The organism is Coleofasciculus sp. (assembly GCF_046565525.1).
Classification (GTDB): domain Bacteria; phylum Cyanobacteriota; class Cyanobacteriia; order Cyanobacteriales; family Coleofasciculaceae; genus Coleofasciculus.
Genome location: NZ_JBKHUP010000011.1, coordinates 26,065 through 42,942 on the forward strand (window position 1 = coordinate 26,065; position 16,878 = coordinate 42,942).

17 protein-coding genes are annotated in these 16,878 nt (G+C 46.3%); 3 read left to right on the plus strand and 14 right to left on the minus strand.

From position 1 onward, the window contains the following. Window positions 1-111 precede the first annotated feature (111 nt). The 9 genes from ACLGGO_RS05795 to ACLGGO_RS05835 all read right to left on the minus strand — a co-directional run bounded on the left by ACLGGO_RS05795 (window position 112) and on the right by ACLGGO_RS05835 (window position 9,150). The gene (locus ACLGGO_RS05795; protein WP_446339403.1) at window positions 112-417 is read right to left on the minus strand and encodes a (2Fe-2S) ferredoxin domain-containing protein; all 306 of its coding nucleotides are present in this window, start codon (window positions 415-417) and stop codon (window positions 112-114) included. A 136-nt stretch (window positions 418-553) separates the two neighbouring features. Further along, on the minus strand, window positions 554-1,930 hold the full coding sequence (gene nifK / locus ACLGGO_RS05800; RefSeq protein WP_446339404.1) for a nitrogenase molybdenum-iron protein subunit beta: 1,377 nt from the start codon (window positions 1,928-1,930) through the stop codon (window positions 554-556). A gap of 167 nt (window positions 1,931-2,097) precedes the next feature. Next, a complete protein-coding gene (nifD, locus tag ACLGGO_RS05805) occupies window positions 2,098-3,717 on the minus strand; it encodes a nitrogenase molybdenum-iron protein alpha chain (protein ID WP_446418648.1) in 1,620 nt (539 codons plus the stop codon). Window positions 3,718-3,843: 126 nt separating this feature from the next. Further along, window positions 3,844-4,239: a P-II family nitrogen regulator gene (locus ACLGGO_RS05810; RefSeq protein WP_446418588.1), complete on the minus strand. Its 396-nt coding sequence runs from the start codon at window positions 4,237-4,239 to the stop codon at window positions 3,844-3,846. Window positions 4,240-4,355: 116 nt separating this feature from the next. After that, window positions 4,356-4,715, minus strand: a complete 360-nt coding sequence (locus ACLGGO_RS05815; protein WP_446418589.1) for a P-II family nitrogen regulator — start codon at window positions 4,713-4,715, stop codon at window positions 4,356-4,358. Between the two features lie 92 nt (window positions 4,716-4,807). Next, the gene (gene nifH / locus ACLGGO_RS05820; protein WP_446339407.1) at window positions 4,808-5,632 is read right to left on the minus strand and encodes a nitrogenase iron protein; all 825 of its coding nucleotides are present in this window, start codon (window positions 5,630-5,632) and stop codon (window positions 4,808-4,810) included. Window positions 5,633-6,163: 531 nt separating this feature from the next. Next, complete coding sequence (nifU, locus tag ACLGGO_RS05825) at window positions 6,164-7,126, minus strand: Fe-S cluster assembly protein NifU (protein WP_446418590.1); 963 nt, start codon at window positions 7,124-7,126, stop codon at window positions 6,164-6,166. Between the two features lie 174 nt (window positions 7,127-7,300). After that, a complete protein-coding gene (gene nifS, locus ACLGGO_RS05830; protein WP_446418591.1) occupies window positions 7,301-8,527 on the minus strand; it encodes a cysteine desulfurase NifS in 1,227 nt (408 codons plus the stop codon). Between the two features lie 152 nt (window positions 8,528-8,679). Continuing rightward, on the minus strand, window positions 8,680-9,150 hold the full coding sequence (locus tag ACLGGO_RS05835) for a NifB/NifX family molybdenum-iron cluster-binding protein (protein WP_446418592.1): 471 nt from the start codon (window positions 9,148-9,150) through the stop codon (window positions 8,680-8,682). Window positions 9,151-9,966: 816 nt separating this feature from the next. Here ACLGGO_RS05835 and cysE point away from each other — a divergent pair. Next, window positions 9,967-10,770, plus strand: a complete 804-nt coding sequence (cysE, locus tag ACLGGO_RS05840) for a serine O-acetyltransferase (RefSeq protein ID WP_446418593.1) — start codon at window positions 9,967-9,969, stop codon at window positions 10,768-10,770. 111 nt (window positions 10,771-10,881) lie between these two features. Here cysE and ACLGGO_RS05845 read toward each other — a convergent pair whose 3' ends face one another. Next, window positions 10,882-11,271: a carboxymuconolactone decarboxylase family protein gene (locus ACLGGO_RS05845; RefSeq protein WP_446418649.1), complete on the minus strand. Its 390-nt coding sequence runs from the start codon at window positions 11,269-11,271 to the stop codon at window positions 10,882-10,884. Between the two features lie 245 nt (window positions 11,272-11,516). Between ACLGGO_RS05845 and ACLGGO_RS05850 the strand changes: the two genes are divergently transcribed. Next, complete coding sequence (locus ACLGGO_RS05850; RefSeq protein ID WP_446418594.1) at window positions 11,517-12,413, plus strand: LysR family transcriptional regulator; 897 nt, start codon at window positions 11,517-11,519, stop codon at window positions 12,411-12,413. On the opposite strand, the gene ACLGGO_RS05855 is transcribed toward ACLGGO_RS05850, so the two are convergent. The 4 genes from ACLGGO_RS05855 to ACLGGO_RS05870 form a co-directional block, all read right to left on the minus strand. Beyond that, on the minus strand, window positions 12,333-13,553 hold the full coding sequence (locus tag ACLGGO_RS05855) for an RNA-guided endonuclease InsQ/TnpB family protein (RefSeq protein WP_446418595.1): 1,221 nt from the start codon (window positions 13,551-13,553) through the stop codon (window positions 12,333-12,335). The genes ACLGGO_RS05850 and ACLGGO_RS05855 overlap by 81 nt on opposite strands. A 338-nt stretch (window positions 13,554-13,891) precedes the next feature. After that, complete coding sequence (gene ruvA / locus ACLGGO_RS05860) at window positions 13,892-14,524, minus strand: Holliday junction branch migration protein RuvA (RefSeq protein ID WP_446418596.1); 633 nt, start codon at window positions 14,522-14,524, stop codon at window positions 13,892-13,894. A gap of 130 nt (window positions 14,525-14,654) precedes the next feature. Further along, window positions 14,655-15,407, minus strand: a complete 753-nt coding sequence (locus ACLGGO_RS05865; RefSeq protein ID WP_446418597.1) for a sucrose-phosphate phosphatase — start codon at window positions 15,405-15,407, stop codon at window positions 14,655-14,657. Window positions 15,408-15,635: 228 nt separating this feature from the next. Beyond that, window positions 15,636-15,926: a HepT-like ribonuclease domain-containing protein gene (locus ACLGGO_RS05870; protein ID WP_446418598.1), complete on the minus strand. Its 291-nt coding sequence runs from the start codon at window positions 15,924-15,926 to the stop codon at window positions 15,636-15,638. Window positions 15,927-15,991: 65 nt separating this feature from the next. Here ACLGGO_RS05870 and ACLGGO_RS05875 point away from each other — a divergent pair, with 65 nt between their 5' ends. Further along, window positions 15,992-16,780, plus strand: coding sequence for a Uma2 family endonuclease (locus ACLGGO_RS05875; protein ID WP_446418599.1), 789 nt, complete (start codon window positions 15,992-15,994; stop codon window positions 16,778-16,780). The last annotated feature ends 98 nt before the right edge of the window (window positions 16,781-16,878 follow it).

Sequence of the window (16,878 nt, forward strand, 5' to 3'; positions counted from 1 at the left end):
AGCACAAGTCGTCTAAAGACGACTAATGAATTCCAGTCGTCTTTAGACGACTTGTGCTTTTGGTTCCTTGGGTTTTAATCCAAGGCTGTTTAATGGGAGTGGTGCTAAAATTTAACTAACAAAGAGATAATCCTCTGCGGGTTTGCCGTCTTCTAAGGCGTCGAGGATTTCGTCAATGGCTTCTTCATCAACATTACCGTACCAGTAATTGTCTGGGTAAACCATCATCACGGGTCCGTTGTTGCACAGATTCATGCATCCAGTTGGAGAAACAAGAGCGTCTAAACCGCGATCGGTGATTTCTGATTCGAGATACTGGATTAAAGTAGTAGAATCCTTTTTCTGACAAACTCCTTTAGCGTCGCCATTAGCTCTAAAGCTGGAACAAACGAAGATATGGTGTTCAGGTTTTTGCATGATAAACCCCCTTAAAAAGGATAAAAAATTAAGGATGATTTTTGAGTTTTTAAGGAATAACTCAAACCTTTGGTTTAGGCGGGTTTAGTCTCATCAGGGTGACAACATAAGATAAGAGTTAAACCCGCCCCTACCTCTAGCGAACCAATTCAAACAGCTCATCGGGAGCATCCCGGTCTAGGCGTTCGAGTAAGGTGTTGCAAATATTAGACAGCAGGTAGATACCGCCCCAGTAGCAGGCTGTGGGGAAATAACTGTGACCGACGCGATCTAGAATGGGGAAACCGAAGCGCACGATCGGAATATCTTCATCACGACCGATATACTTGCCGTATTCATTACCCAAAAGCAAATCGACGGGCTCATTTTTAATCAGTTGATGCAGGTAGAATAAGTCTGCATTGGCAGCGACAACAGCATCAGGCACCGTATCCTTGAGGATATCTTTGACCCGTTCTTCAAAGCGCTTACCGACAGGGCTACCGGTAATCACGTAAACCGGTAACATACCGCAGTCTACGAGAAACTCAGTCGCTGAAAGAACTTGGTCAGGGTCACCATATACGGCAACCCGCTTACGATACAGGTACTGCTGCATATCCGTCATCACATCCACCAAACGTCCCCGGTCATCATTGAGCGACTCAGGTGGCGTAATATCACTGAATTCAATCAACGCTTGGACAAAGCGGTCAGTAGCGCGAAGACCGATGGGTAAGTCCAGGACACGAGACGGAACTTGGCACTTGTTTTGCAGTGCGGTGGCGGCGGCTTCAGAGGTAAAATTACCCAGGGCTAAGGTGGCGGTGCTATTCCCCGTGTCGATTAAATCGGGAATTTGCGTACCTCCTTTCGGGTACATCTGAAAATCGCCAGTTTTCGGCGTATCCACCACATCCGAGGTATCGGGGAAGACAATCGCTTCAATACCCATTTGGGTCAGCAACTGCTTAACCGCCCGCACATCAGAGGGTTCGACATAGCCAGGAATAATGTTGAGCTTGTTATTCGGCGTATCGGTTTTCGCAGATAAATAGGTCACCATCGCCTTGGTCATATTTGACCAGCCCGTGATATGAGAACCGACGTAGCTGGGAGTATTGGCGTGAATGACGTATTTTCCTTCTGGAACTGCTCCAGATTCACGGGCTTGGCGGATAAAGGTGGGAATATCATCGCCAATGGTTTCAGATAAGCAAGTGGTACTAACCGCCACCATATCCGGATTGTACACGGTAAAAATAGTGGTCAGGGCTTGCTTGAGGTTCGCACCACCGCCGAACACAGACGAACCCTCGGTAAAGGCGCTGGTTGCTGCCATGATAGGTTCTCTGTAGTGGCGTGTCAGGTGAGATTTGTGGAATGAACAGCAGCCTTGGGAACCGTGGGAGTTCGGCAAGCAGCCGTGAATCCCTAATGCGGCGTACATTGCACCAATGGGCTGACAAGTCTTAGCAGGATTGATTCGTAGCGCCTTGCGTTCAACGATTTCTTTAGGGGTTGCTTCTAACATGATTCTGGTTCTCCTTTGTGGGGATTGAGTAAGTGTTGAATATGTAGGGGCGGGTTTCACTATTAACGTTGCTTGTTCAACCCAGATGTGACTAAACCCGCCCTGCTCGCAAGAATTCACTGATAACTTTCTTGCTCTCAGACGCTAAAAGCGCGTCTGGAACATGGCTAGCTCTGCCAGGGAGCTTTAACCAACTTCCAAGTGGGGTTGTTAATCCGCATATCGATATCTTTGGCGAAATTAACCGCACCTTGGAATCCGGCAAAAGGACCGCCGTAGTCGTAGTTGTGAAGTTGCTTACAAGGAACGCCAAACTTCTCAATTACATACTTGTCCTTAATCCCGGAACCGACGATATCGGGCTTGAGGCGCTTGATTAGAGTTTCTAGCTCATGATGGGAGATGTCATCAATCATCAATGTATCTTCACCCATCTCCGAAATCATCCCCTCGTACCGATTGAGGAATCCTTCTTCTTTAAGCTGCTCCACCCATGCCGGGTCAGCAGTTAGTTTGTAGCGTTCGGGGTCTTTTTCGACACGCAACTCTTCGATGTTGCGGGAGTCGGCGTCTACTTTCAACGGTAGGACTTGACGACCTTCGTAGTCATCCCGGTGGGCGAACTCATAGCCGGCGGCAATGGTTTTGATGCCCAAGTCAGCAAACAAATCTTGGTAGTGGTGAGCGCGAGAACCGCCTACAAACAGAATCGCACTCTTGCCTTGCAACCGTTCCCGAATCGGTGCAATTTCCGCTTCTGCGGCAGCCACTTCTTCGGTAATCACCTCTTCAATGCGCTGGGTGAGTGCCTCATCATTAAAGAATCGGGCAACCTTACGCAAGGACTTGGCAAAAGCTTGAACGCCGATGAAGCTGACCTTCGTCCAAGGAACCCCAAACTTGGTCTCCATCATCTCCGCCATGTAGTTAATTGAGCGGTGACACATGACCAAGTTAAACTTAGCTAAATGGGCTTTTGTTGCTGCATCGTAAGTGCCGTCACCACTAAATGTGGCAATGACTTTAATCCCACACTTCTCAAGCACCCGCTCAATTTCATAGGAATCGCCGCCGATGTTGTACTCACCCAAAAGGTTGACGGTGAAGCCTTCAATTTCTTCGTCTTCTGCTTCGCCTTCACCAACCCAATTTTTAAAGAAGCCATTGTTAGCGATGTGGTGACCCGCAGACTGGGAAACGCCTTTATATCCTTCGCAGTTAAAGGCGACAACCGAAATGCCCAGCTTTTCTGTCATCTCTTTGGCAACGGTTTGGATATCGTCACCAATTAACCCGACTGGACAGGTGGCTGTGATGGTAATTGCATTGGGCTTGAAGATGTCATAGCCTTCCTGAACTGCCTGACGCAGCTTTTTGACACCGCCGAAGACAATATCAGAGTCCTGCATATCAGTGGTGACGCAGTAGCTCATGTAATTCTTGCCATCTTCACGAGTCCGATACTGATTACGCCGTGTCATCCAGGTGTAGTAAGAACAGCCCACGGGTCCGTGAACAATGTGAAGCACATCACCAAAGGGACCAACAACCACCCCTTTACATCCGGCAAAGGCACAGTGTCTGGTGTTGAGAATGCCAGGAACCGTCCGCACATTAGCCTGAATTTCCTGTCCTTCGATGGACGGGTCCCGCATAACGATATGCTTTGCCCGTTTTCTGGCAACTTTGGCTGGGTAGGGCGCCACCATCTCTTTGGTAACGTCTTTCGGGTCTACTGTATACGTAGCCTTTTCTAATTTCAAGGTATCTGAATCATGGGGAGTCATAATCGTTTTCTCCTGTCTTAATTGCTTTCCTGGAAGGGCGGATTCAATCAAGTTATTGATAAAACCAGCCCCTACATCGGGAGTTCCCAGACGTGCCATGGCACGTCTCTACATGGCTGGGAAACCTTAGCCCGTCATTTCATCAATTGCGACTAAACCTGTTTCTTGGGTTCTAACTCGGACACTATCGTCAACGGGCAAAACAAAGATTTTTCCATCTCCTGGGTTACCGGTTTGATTCGCTTCAATCAGGGCGTCAACCACTTGCTGAACGTTGTCATCGGGAACAACCAGACTGAGCATCCGTTTGGGAATTAAACGGTGTCCTTTAGCGAGGAGGGGCAGCAAATCACTGCTATCTTGGGGATTTTCGTTAATCGCTTTTACTAACTGAAAGTCCACAGGCTGCCTGCCTCGACCGACCACTTTTACCGCTGTCAATGAAGGAAAACCAGCTTCACTTAATGCTTCTTTCGTCTGGTTAATTTTGTTCATCCTGATGACAGCAAGAACTTCTTTCATAACCTTCAACACCGAGATTTAGTCTCGTGCCTCCTAACATAAACCGGGGAGTTCTCTTGTAGAAACCGTTCTTAGCGATTTCTACAAGAACAACGGATACAAAATGGGTCTCATCTTTAGCGCGTAGCCAGCGCAGGTTCTTTCGTACTCGACTCGTTTTTTCCGGAGCTGATGGTGTAGACTTCTTCCACAGGACTGACAAATATCTTGCCGTCTCCTGCTGCTCCTTCTGCTCCCGTGCGAGCGCTGCCTAGAATTGCCCGAATTACAAACTCTTTTTCGGCATCGGGAACCACCACCATCAAAAGGACTTTAGGCAGTTCATTGTAAAGCACGTTGCCAATTTTTAGACCCCGTTGTTTGCCTCGACCAAAGACATCAACTTTAGTAACGGCTGGATAACCGACGTCTAAGAGCGCTTGCATTACTTCGTCACTCTTTTCCGGTCGAATAATCGCTCTAACCATGATCGTCATGGGATGTTACCTCCAAACAATTGCGATTGTATTTCAGGGGTGGAAGGTATGGAATGTTTTCTAACCTTCCACCTACAACACACACTGCATCTTTAACCGTACAAGCCGAACTTAACAAGTAGTTTTTCCAACTCGTCATTCTTCATGGGTGTGGGAACGACATGATTGGTATTTTCATCAATCGCTTTAGCTAAGCTGCGATAGTGGTCAGCTTGCTCACAATCGGGGTCATATTCAATCACTGTCTTGCGGTTAAGTTCTGCCCGTTGAACCATATTGTCGCGGGGTAAGAAATAAATCATCTGAGTGCCGAGGGATTCAGCCAATGCTTCGATAAGTTCAGCTTCGAGATCAACCTTACGGCTGTTGCAAATCAAACCGCCTAAACGAACACCGCCAGATTCAGCGTATTTTTGAATGCCTCGGCAGATGTTATTGGCGGCATACATTGCCATCATTTCGCCAGAGGTAACGATGTAAATTTCTTGGGCTTTACCTTCCCGAATTGGCATAGCGAAACCGCCGCAAACTACGTCGCCTAGTACGTCGTAGAAGGCATAGTCAAGACCTTCACTTTCGTCATAAGCGCCGAGTTGTTCGAGCATACTAATTGAGGTGATAATGCCTCGACCCGCACAGCCTACGCCCGGTTCTGGACCACCGGATTCTACGCAGAGGGTTTTGCCATATCCTTCTTTGCGAATTTCGTCGAGATCGACGTCGTCGCCTTCTTCGCGCAAGGTATCTAACACACTCTTTTGGTGCAAACCACCGAGCAACAAGCGAGTAGAGTCTGCTTTGGGGTCACAACCAACGATCATAATTTTGCGACCAAGTTCGACAAGTCCAGCCACTGTATTTTGTGTGGTTGTGGATTTACCGATTCCACCTTTACCGTAAATAGCAATCTTCCTCATTTCAGACCTCCATTAGGATCAATTATTTGAGGTGTCGAATTCATTTCGACTGACAAAATTAACGTTTAATTGAAGTTAATTCGGGAACATTTTTTCTATGTAAGTATCCGAAAGCTTCAAGTTAATCAGGAAGACATTGAACTTTTATCGAGGTAGCCTTTTTTGTTTTCCTGATGATTTAATAATAGAAGTCAACTCAAGCTATAAAAGTGCGCTTTGCTACAAAAACCGAAGTTTATTAGTTTAGTTTTTATTCGGTATTTTTCTGTTTGTAACAAACCCTAGATCTTTCTATGTGAACGATAAATTAATTGCTTAAAGACAATTGATTGAAATCTTTATTTATTATTAAATAGTGACTATTAACACTGTTTTAAATTCAGGCTTATTAAGGTAAATGTTAATTATTTGTAGAGTCAATCTGACCTGTTATAGGTCAAAAAAAAACCTTGGCAATTTACCAAGGGTTATCACGGAGTTAAGTTAAAACCTGTTCAATCAGAAACTGAAGTCAAAAGTTACACATTAAATTTAAACAACGGCTTCAACAATAAGAGTAGGAGACACTCGTTCCTGAAGCCGCTTTTCGATCGCCATCTTCAGTGTAATCATCACACTGGGACAACCATCGCACGATCCTTTGAGAACCACCTTGACGCGATCGCCCTCTACGTCATACAACTCCACATCGCCACCGTCATAGGCTAATGTTGGACGCACTTCCGCCTCAAGTACCTGCTGAATCAAGGTAATTTTTTGCAAGTTCGTGAGTGTGCTAGGGGTTTGAGATCCTCCCTCGCCCGCATTTCTAGGGGAAGTAGATGGAGTGGATTGAGTAGCAGCGACAACGGAGGGTTGAGGAATCGGAGATGACAAGGATACCGCTGTATTTAATTTCTCCTGTTCTTGAGTAACATCGATCACCAGATCATCGATATCTGCCAAACAAGACCCACACCCCCCACCGGCTTTAATATAGTTGGTAACTTCTTCGGCGGTGGTGAGGTGATTTTCCCGAATCAGTCGCTTAATCTTGGCGGAACTGACGCCGAAGCAACTACAAACCAGGGGACTTTCGTCCTCTTCCTCCGGTCTAACCGGAACCCCTTTATAATTAGAAATCGCCGCTTCCAGGGCTTCTTGACCCATCACCGAACAGTGCATCTTCTCCTGAGGTAAGCCACCCAAATAGCTAGCAATCTGGCGATTCGTCAGTTGCAGAGCCTCATCAACCGTCATCCCCTTAATCAGATCAGTCAGCGCCGAGGAAGACGCGATCGCACTCGCACAGCCAAAGGTTTGAAAACGGGCTTCTAGGATGGTATCGGTTGTAGTATCAATCCTCAGATACAAGCGCAACGCATCGCCACAAACAATACTACCAATCTCACCAACCGCGATCGTTTCTGTCGTACCACAATCTTGAGTCGCGATCGCGCCCATATTATGAGGATTATGAAACAAATCCATTACCTTGTCAGTGTAGTCCCACATCGCTTATTCTCCCGTTATTTGTCATTCGTCTTATGTCATTCGTCTTATGTCATTCGTCATTCGTCATTACGTCAAGTCGGGGCGGGTTTAATTACATCTAGGTGTAACCGAAAAGATAGTAGTGAAACCCGCCCCTACAATTCCCCTGATGTAGAGACGTAGCATGCTACGTCTCTACAGCACCGTCATCACCCCTCTACCCTTTTGCTCCCTGGCTGTTTGCAGCCAACCTTGTTCTTCGTCCGCTTCATTCTTGAAGGGGGAAATACTTCGCAAACGTTCTACAATTGGTGGCATTACTTCCAACACCCGATCAATTTCCGCCGAGGTGGTATATCGGGACAAACTAAAGCGAATCGAACCATGGAGAAGGGTATAAGGTAGTCCCATCGCCCGCAGTACATGAGACGGTTCTAATGATCCAGATGTGCAAGCAGAACCCGATGAGGCGCAGATACCGAAGCGATCGAGGGAAAGTAAAATCGCTTCCCCTTCAATGTACTTAAAACCAATATTCGTCGTATTCGGTAGCCGCATCGACGGATGACCATTAAGCTGACAATCGGAAATCCGACTCAGTAATCCTTGTTCCAAGCGATCGCGTAATTCCTTCACCTGGGTAACTTCTTCGCTGACGTGCTGGATTGCCAATTCCGCCGCTTTCCCCAGCCCAATAATTCCTGGAACATTGGGCGTACCCCCTCGGCGTCCCCGTTCTTGATGACCGCCAATTAACAGAGGACGGAAGCGCACACCTTTGCGAACATAAAGTACGCCAATGCCTTTAGGCGCATGAAGTTTATGACCCGAGAGAACCAAAAAATCAACAGTACTCTCGCTCATATTCAAGGGAACTTTCCCCACCGCCTGCACCGCATCAACGTGGAACAAAATGCCCCGTTCTTTAACAATTTGCCCAATCCGTTCAATCGGGAAAATCGTCCCCGTTTCATTATTGGCGCACATCACCGAAACCAGCGCCGTGTCGTCGGTGAGAGAGGCTTTAAGTTCCTTGAGGTCAATCAACCCTTTGCCATTAACGGGTAGGTAAGTCACCCGATAGCCTTCTTTTTCCAGTCGTTTGCAAAGACTGAAAACGGCTGGATGTTCCACCGCCGTGGTAACAATGTGCTTCTTTTCCGGTTGGGTGATCAAAGCAGCGCGAATCGCAGCATTGTCCCCTTCAGTACCGCAACTGGTAAAGATAATTTCTGTCGGTTGAGCGCCCAATAATGCCGCAACTTTTTCTCTTGCTTGCTCTAAGCTGCGGGATAATTGTCCACCAAACGTGTGCATGCTGGAGGGATTTCCATAATATTCACTCAGATAAGGCAGCATCTCCTCCAGCACAGCTTCGTCTACACGAGTAGTGGCATTGTTATCTAAATAAATTACACTCATAGGTCTACCTATAGAACATCAGTCTCGCTTGATTGATAATGGCGGATTTAATGTAGGGGCGGGTTTGACTACTATCATTCAGGGTTGCACCCAGATATGAGTAAACCCGCCCCGACAAAGTTTTTGTCAAACATTATCGATAAAACCCACCCCTACACCATTTGATATTGCTCATAGAAGTCCAACACCACGTTTTCAATCACGTCATACGCCTCAACACATTCAATTCCCTTTGCCTGCAATTGTTCTTTGGGACAAGTACCAATCTTGGAAACCAGGACAGCTTGGCAATCACAAAGCGTTTGAATGATGTTGTCGAGTACCTCGGCTTCGCCATAACCGCCTTGGCAATAGGGAGTCACCGGACGACGATCAATACAACGCGCTTGTTCGCAATCGACTTCGTAAATCTCGAATTCTTTGGCATGACCGAAGTGTTGATTAACCAAGCCACCCCCTTTACTGGCAACAGCGACGCGGATTTTAGTCCGATTGGCGATAGAGGAGGTATGGCTCGTTCGAGTGGCTTGCAGGAATTCTTTAAACTGCTCCTTGCCAGTTTGTAGTTCCTGATGTCGTTTAAGGTCGTATTCTGATTTCATCTTCAGATTGTTGATTTTCATGAATTCCTTCCTCCTCCGGTGTCCGCCAATCGCCTTTCTTCAGGTGGTTGTCTAAGGAATTAGCAAATAAATGCACCCTTTAAACCCAACGCCAATACTTAAACAGTTAAGTATAAAGGAGTTTAGCGGTCATCCTTCATACTTTCCTTAATTCCGGCGACATTGGTTTTTATAGCAGTTCTGTCTAAAAATGATGCTTTGTTCGATTCGGATTAAGAGTTATTAGATTAATTAAGTATGAACTCATTACCCTAAAGTCTTAAGATAGGGGCATTTCAAATTTCTTTGGGGGTAGGGGTTCTAGTTTTTTGGGGATGGGGTGCAAGTATTTAAAGGGTGGGGCGCGAGGATTTTTGTACTCAAGCTCAAAGCCAATTGCAGTGCGGGATTGAGCCAATTTTATTCGGTTATTCCTTTGAGTACAAAGCTGTACTCAAAACCCTTATCGGATTAATCTCCAGTTTGACCTTAAATCGAACTTCTGTATCTAAATTAGCATTTTTTGGATAAGTCTGCATTTCTATGGATTTTTTTTAGAATTTCCCGGTTTTTTCATCACCTATCATCACTAATGGTAATATTCTGAGTCCATAAATACTAGAACCTCGACCCAAAAATATTCGTATCCTGGACAAAAAATACGAGTACCCTTATCCCTACAGGACTTTGAAACGCCGATAAAATCAGAACCTAGAGCCTTGAGTACATGATTAATTAGAGGATAAATCTAACCCGTGGCTGATTTTAAAGTTAGCCATCATGCATCTGGTATAAGCAAAAAAAGAATAGATAAACTCCTTTCGAGGGGGGAACGCAATGCTACAGTCCACCACAAATTGCCCAATGACGCGATCGCAGCTTGCCACCCCGGTTAAATCGACGTCATCATCTCCCGTATCCCACCCACTCTCTAGAGTCAGAACACCGTTTCAGGTGATCAAGCAAGGCTGGCGAACCCTCTTAACCGACTTTCAGATTATCTTTGAACGAGATCCGGCTGCCCGTAATCGGTTAGAGGTATTGGTTTGCTATCCCGGCTTACAGGCGCTGATCAGCCATCGCCTTGCCCATTGGCTGCATCGTCAGCGAGTACCATTCCTTCCCCGCTTCATGTCTCAACTGGCGCGATTCTTCACCGGAATCGAAATTCATCCAGGGGCGATGATGGGTAAAGGGGTGTTTATTGATCATGGCATGGGCGTGGTAATTGGTGAAACCGCGATTGTTGGTGATTACTGTTTGATTTACCAAGGCGCAACCCTGGGGGGAACAGGCAAAGAAACTGGCAAACGCCATCCCACATTAGGGAAGAATGTGGTGGTGAGTGCAGGTGCAAAGGTATTGGGGAATATCCAAATTGGCGATAATGTTCGCATTGGGGCGGGTTCAGTTGTGTTGCGAGATGTCCCCACCGATTGCACGGTGGTGGGAGTACCAGGGCGAATTGTGCGTCAGTCTGGCAAACGCATTGATCCGTTAGAACATGGGCAACTACCGGATACACAAGCCGCCGCGCTTCAGGTTTTACGCGATCGCATCACCGAACTTGAACAGCAATTGGAATCATTGAGTAGGGGTTTGGTTACCAAACCCCTAGGGCGTGGTGAGGATGTCAAATAAGCTATTCGGCATTTAATCCGTAATGTCAATAATGGCAAAATTCTTTTTCTGTATTATTGCATATATTTTTGGAGTTAAATGTATATTCCCCAACTTTGTGATCGACTGACATTAGTTACTTTGTGCATCTAAGTCTTGAAAGACTTCCCTAGCAACAACCATGGCATTGATCGCCTTGGGAAATCCCGCATAAACTGACATTTGGGTAATCAGTTCGATGATTTCCTGACGAGTACAGCCAACATTTAATGCACCTTGAATGTGAAATTTTAGCTGGGGTTGGGCATCACCTAGTACAGTGAGAGCGGCAACAGTTGCAATTTGTCTCAATTTTATATCGAGTCCTGGGCGTGATAAAACATCCCCATAACCAAATTCGATGGCAAATCGCATCAAGTCGGGTGAAATGTCTCTGAGACTGTCGCGAGAGCGTTCATATCCGGCTTGATTGACTTGCTCGATCAGTGATAAGCCTGTTTGAAATCGGTTTGGGGTTGCGATCGCGTCTTCCTGAGTCAGTGCGCTTTCAGGAAAGACACTCAGACTGGATTTGAAGCCGCCACCAATCCAGATGCTGGTGATTAAAGCTGTGCTGATCAAAATCGCCAAAACTCTCTGGAGTTTCATTTGCATCTCCTAAACCGCAGATTTAATTGATTAAGTAATGACCTCATTCTATATTCATGATTAAAATAATAACAATAGCGTGTTTAATCACGACTCTCGTGCCAAAAAAGCAATAATCCATGAGCCGCCAACAAGATTTAGACGTGTTTGTGCAAGTCGTCAAAAGCGGCAGTTTTGCCAAAGCTGCTGATGAACTGGAACTGAATCCATCGGCTGTGAGCCGCCGCATCAGCCATCTGGAAAAACGACTGGGGGTGCAATTGTTGAATCGCACGACTCGCCGCTTAAGCTTAACTGAAGTAGGAGAGCGCTATTTCAACCGTTGCCTTAGCATTTTGGCAGACATTGAGGAAGCCGAACGAGAAGCACGACAATACAGTCAGCAACCGCAAGGTAGTCTGTATGTGAGTTGTTCTACCTATTTTGCCTATCGCTTTTTACTCACAAAAATTCCGCCGTTTCTCGAACAATATCCCCAGATTTCTCTCAAATTAATCCTGACCGATGATGTTGTCGATTTGGTGACAGATGGAGTTGATGTTGCCATTCGTATTGGCGAACTTGCTGATGCGTCACTGATTACCCAAAAATTAATCAGCTCTCGTCGCATTATTTGCGCTGCGCCCAAGTATCTTGATCGTTATGGTATACCCAAAACACCTGACGAGCTAACCGATCACAATTGCCTCAGTTTAAATGCCCAAAAAACGACCCTGAACCAGTGGCGATTTCGCGACGCCTCTGGACAACGAGAAATTCGAGTGCGGGGAAACTTTGAAGTTAATAGTGGTCAAGCCCTTTACGAGGCGATTTTAGCAGGAGGAGGTATCGGTCGGGTCATACAATATTTATCTCAACGGGAACTGACATCGGGTCAGCTAGTGCATCTGCTCAAGGAGTATGAGGAGGATAATGATATAAACTACCCAGACCTGCTAAGAGCTGAGGTCTGGGTTTTCAGTAGCCCTGAAGTCATCAAACAAGCTAAGCTGGACATACTCAACAGTTCGGCTTAACTTGCACGATAACCCCGTGCCTCTAGGCTGGTTTATAGACAGCCCCACAAGTGCAATATTATTGGCTCCATTAAAGTCAGCATCCCCATGCCAACCACAATGCCCACACTTAAAAGTCTTGCCACTACGGTAAGACTTTCCCTTTACTGGGTGAATGTGCAGACATTTGTTGCATATTTGAGAAGTATAGGCAGGGGGGACTGGGATAACTTGAACGCCAACAGAAGGTGCCTTATACTCAATAAACATTCGTAACTGATAAAATGCCCACGAGTTTGAGCGTCTACGCTCTGTCTTGCTTCTGGGTTGCTCGTTGGTTCTTTCCCTTATGCCTGTTAAGTCTTCTATAGCAATTGAGGCACTTAACTCAACTGCTCGTTTGACCACTAACTTGGAAATGTTGTGGTTGAGCCACTGCTGATAGCGTCTCTCCCTCCCCGACAGCCGTTTCAAAACAACTCGACATCTACGTCGAGTTGTTCTTGTGCCTTTCGAGGCTTTTTTCTGGAGAGATGCTCTAACCCTGGAAAACTTATCTCGCACCGACTGGATATGCAAGCCGTCCCACCTTTCATCCTCTGATGTAACAGCAATGTCGCGACGCCCCAAATCGACACCAATCACCTTATCAGTATTTTTTTGGTCTGGAGGAGTGTCCTTAATCTGAACATGCAGATAGAACTGACCGTCGCGGTGTTTACATATTTGAGCTGAAGTTGGCTTCCTCCCTTTGAGCTTTCCTCTCTGGTAGTTACCCGGCTTCAACTCAACTCGCTCTCTACCCTGAACAGTAGCAAGGCTTACCGTCCAGTCGTGTTCACGAAATCGAAACAAATCCTTATCACAATCCATACTGCTTGGTATAAAGCCTTTAACAGGCTTGCCTTTTTGCTTAGCTACCTTTCGGTTAGCCGCTACTCTTGCACAAGCTCTGACCGCCATATTCGCTACCAAATTGAATTGGCTTTTAATGGTTTGATAGGTCAAAGATTGGATGGCTATCTTGTTGGTCAGCTTTGGATATGTATGTTCGTTCACGTAGTTGCAAGCATCCGCAAACGCCTGAAGGGTTGCCTCCAATTTGGCTACCTGTTCAGGTGAGGGTTGAAGTTTTACAACTATCGTGAGAACTTGTTTCATGACTACTATCATACCACCTAGCTAGCGGGAAATATTGGAAATACTTCGGGTGTTTAACGTTGGCATTTCCCGCTCTCCCCCAAAGGCTTACCTCCACTTCGTGAAGGTTGAAGCCGTAGCCCCTCGCGATTTAGGTGGGAATTTATGCGGTGTTTCCTGCTCAACGTTATCTGCTGCCCAAAGTTCAATGTTTTGTGGAATTTTTAGCCAAGAGTTTTTCCCATGATGTGACAAGCTTGAGCATCCCTCTGGCATAATCCTTATAGGCAGGCAAGGCAGATACGTACCTGAGATTTCCGGCTGGGGTGTGTGACAGTTTTTGGCGATCGCTCCCACGATTACTGACTCAACCATGCGATCGCGCGTCGAATCCATTCCTCGGCGTTGGGATTTTTCGCCAGCAGCGCATCCTGACTGATCGCATTCAGCGCCTGCGTAATTTCTGCGGTTTCATACCCTAGGGCTAATAGGGTCATTTCCACATCTTCTAAAATTGAGGGGGAGGGTCCCGTTGCACTCGTCGGCGTTTCCACACCCGCCAATTTTCGCCATTCGGATAACTTGGTTTTCAGTTCCAAGGCGATGCGTTCAGCGGTTTTGCTACCCACTCCCGGTGTTTTGGCTAAGGCGCGAGTATTCCCGGTGACAATGGCTTGAACCAGATTTTGCAGTCCCAGGGTATCGATAAGCGCGATCGCTAATTGTGCGCCAATCCCACTCACACTCACCAACTGGCGAAATAAATCCCGTTCTGCGCCGGATGCGAAGCCATAGAGGATTTGTTGGTCTTCCCGGATTTGCAGGTGAGTAAAGACTTGTACCACTTGTTCAGATCCGATCTGAACCTCTTGGGATAGCTGTCGAGTAATTTGTACCTCATACCCAATTTGGTTAACCTCTAAAATCAGAGTAACTCGATTCCCATTCCCTTTCTGAATCGTCGCGACTGTTCCTTTGAGATAACTAATCATTAATTATAAGTATCCAAATTTAGACTGACCGTTACATCAGTAGAGACGCGCCATGGCGCGTCTCTACACCATGGCGCGTCTCTACACTGTTGGTGATCTTCCCTGTTCCCTCTTCTCCTATCCCCAATTCCTAAGCCAGAAATCCCAAATGATGCAGACCTTCTAATATACCATCTGCATAATGTGCCTGAGCGAAATAATGGTAATCTTTTTTGTTCTCCTCATACCATTGACGCAGTTCTGGTCTAGCATTTCCCACAATAATACCCCGTTCTTCCCCAGCACTAAATAGAGCGATATCATTGCCCGAATCACCACAGACGACTGTTTTTGTGGCGTCCATGTCCCATTTTTGCCGCAGGAATTGTAAGGCTAAACCTTTATCCCCTTTTTTAGGCAGAATGTCTAAATCTTGACCTCCACTATAGATTACCTTGACATCTAACCCTTTTTCTTTTAGAGAGGATTCAAGACGGGGCAAAAGTTCTGAGGAAATTTCTTCACTTAGCACATAACTGGCTTTAAACGGGCGCTGTTCGGTGTCAGGTTGAGGAACTAAGTCAGAATAGTGGGCAGCTATAGCCACAACTGCGTCCCGATTCCACCCCTGTGACAGCATATCCGCCCATTCTTGATCAATGATTTGTTCCTGAGGATCGAAGCAAATTTCGGTGCCAACTGAGGTAATCAGCGCATCCGGTGACAATAGGGACTTTTCCCTCGTCAGTTTCCGGTAGAGGGCAGGCGATCGCCCCGTACTATACACGATTTTAGTTCCGTGTTCCTGGCGATGCTGATCTAAGTGCTGATTAAGTTCCTTGAGGGCAGCGTCATCGCCGATTAGGGTGTTGTCTAAGTCGGTTACGAATAAAAATGCAGTCATCGCAATCTCACTGATGATTAGAGTTTGCCTCTGCATTATTTCGCAAAAGCGCCGTATTAGCCAAGGGCTTTTGGATAAATAATCTTAAAAGTCGTTAACTCGCACCAGCTTATCCGTATTATAAACATCAATTCTTTACTTGAGAAACGATTGATTAAGGAAATCGTAACATCAGGTAGGGGCGCAATGCTTGCGCCTAGAAAATCCGTAAAAATTCAACTCTAACGACTATTCTATTTCCGGTGGCAAGGGTGGTATCAAAGGTTCTAATTGAGCAATCAGCGTGGGAATATCTGAAGTCACTACAGACCAAATTCGTTCTTGCCTAATCTCCTCATACTGATGGGCAATAACATTCCGTTGTCCGATAATATCACTCCAGGGGATTTCCGGATGTGCTTGACGGAAATCATCTGACATTCGTCTCGCCGCTTCGCCTGTCATTTTGTTTGTCCTAAGGGCTGAACGCTTAGATTCTATAATAGAAGGCTCCAATGCTCTAAGACAGAGAGAGGGCAAAAAGTTATTTGAGGAAATGACCGGCTATGCTAAAGTGACAACAGATGCGCGTACCTACTGTTTCTATGTCCCTCTCCACCTCGGTTCCCATCATCTATCCCGAAAGTGACGGTCAACCCTTGGCAGACAATACTATCCAATTTCGCCTCATTGTCACGATTCAAGGTGGCATTGATGCGTTGTTTATTGACAATCCTAACGTCTTTGTTGCTGGAGATTTGTTCTGGTATCCGGTGGAAGGGGAACCTTGGATTAGACAAGCTCCGGATGTGATGGTGGTTATGGGACGCCCCAAGGGAGATAGGCGTTCCTATAAGCAATGGGAAGAAGAAAATATTCCTCCCCAAGTTGTCTTCGAGATTGTCTCTAAAAGCAATACCCGGCAAGAATTAGAAGGAGCCAAGCGGCGATTTTATGAACGCTATGGCGTAGAGGAATATTATCTCTTCAATCCGGACAAAGGTATCCTCAAAGGGTGGCGACGGGACAGGGAAGTCGAACTCTTACAACCCATTCCCCAGATGTTAGGCTGGGTAAGTCCCCGTCTGGGAATTCGATTTGAAGTTGTCGAAGGAGAATTACAGTTATACCGACCCGATGGTGAGCGATTTGTTACTTATTTAGAAAGTATTGAGTATAGAGAATTAGAGCGACAACGCGCCGAACAAGAGCGTCAACGAGCCGAACAAGAGCGTCAACGAGCCGAACAAGAGCGTCAACGAGCCGAACAAGCAGAACAGGCGCAACGAGAGGCTATCCCGAAGCTGTTAGCAATGGGTTTGAGTGTGGAACAAATTGCTGAAGCATTATCGTTACCTGTTGACACTGTGCGTGTTGTGGCAAGGATTAAATAGGCGTTGCTAAATTAGTTGAGTGTGAATTGTGTAGGGGCGGGTTTCACCACTATCTTTTCGGTTGCACCCAGATGGAACTAAACCCGCCCCGACTCAGG

Bases quoted from the DNA above. Each gene is read 5' to 3' on its own strand.
- ACLGGO_RS05795 (WP_446339403.1), bottom strand. From the start codon at position 417: ATGCAAAAACCTGAACACCATATCTTCGTTTGTTCCAGCTTTAGAGCT.
- nifK (WP_446339404.1), bottom strand. From the start codon at position 1,930: ATGTTAGAAGCAACCCCTAAAGAAATCGTTGAACGCAAGGCGCTACGA.
- nifD (WP_446418648.1), bottom strand. From the start codon at position 3,717: ATGACTCCCCATGATTCAGATACCTTGAAATTAGAAAAGGCTACGTAT.
- ACLGGO_RS05810 (WP_446418588.1), bottom strand. From the start codon at position 4,239: ATGAAAGAAGTTCTTGCTGTCATCAGGATGAACAAAATTAACCAGACG.
- ACLGGO_RS05815 (WP_446418589.1), bottom strand. From the start codon at position 4,715: ATGACGATCATGGTTAGAGCGATTATTCGACCGGAAAAGAGTGACGAA.
- nifH (WP_446339407.1), bottom strand. From the start codon at position 5,632: ATGAGGAAGATTGCTATTTACGGTAAAGGTGGAATCGGTAAATCCACA.
- nifU (WP_446418590.1), bottom strand. From the start codon at position 7,126: ATGTGGGACTACACTGACAAGGTAATGGATTTGTTTCATAATCCTCAT.
- nifS (WP_446418591.1), bottom strand. From the start codon at position 8,527: ATGAGTGTAATTTATTTAGATAACAATGCCACTACTCGTGTAGACGAA.
- ACLGGO_RS05835 (WP_446418592.1), bottom strand. From the start codon at position 9,150: ATGAAAATCAACAATCTGAAGATGAAATCAGAATACGACCTTAAACGA.
- cysE (WP_446418593.1), top strand. From the start codon at position 9,967: ATGCTACAGTCCACCACAAATTGCCCAATGACGCGATCGCAGCTTGCC.
- ACLGGO_RS05850 (WP_446418594.1), top strand. From the start codon at position 11,517: ATGAGCCGCCAACAAGATTTAGACGTGTTTGTGCAAGTCGTCAAAAGC.
- ACLGGO_RS05855 (WP_446418595.1), bottom strand. From the start codon at position 13,553: ATGAAACAAGTTCTCACGATAGTTGTAAAACTTCAACCCTCACCTGAA.
- ruvA (WP_446418596.1), bottom strand. From the start codon at position 14,524: ATGATTAGTTATCTCAAAGGAACAGTCGCGACGATTCAGAAAGGGAAT.
- ACLGGO_RS05865 (WP_446418597.1), bottom strand. From the start codon at position 15,407: ATGACTGCATTTTTATTCGTAACCGACTTAGACAACACCCTAATCGGC.
- ACLGGO_RS05875 (WP_446418599.1), top strand. From the start codon at position 15,992: ATGTCCCTCTCCACCTCGGTTCCCATCATCTATCCCGAAAGTGACGGT.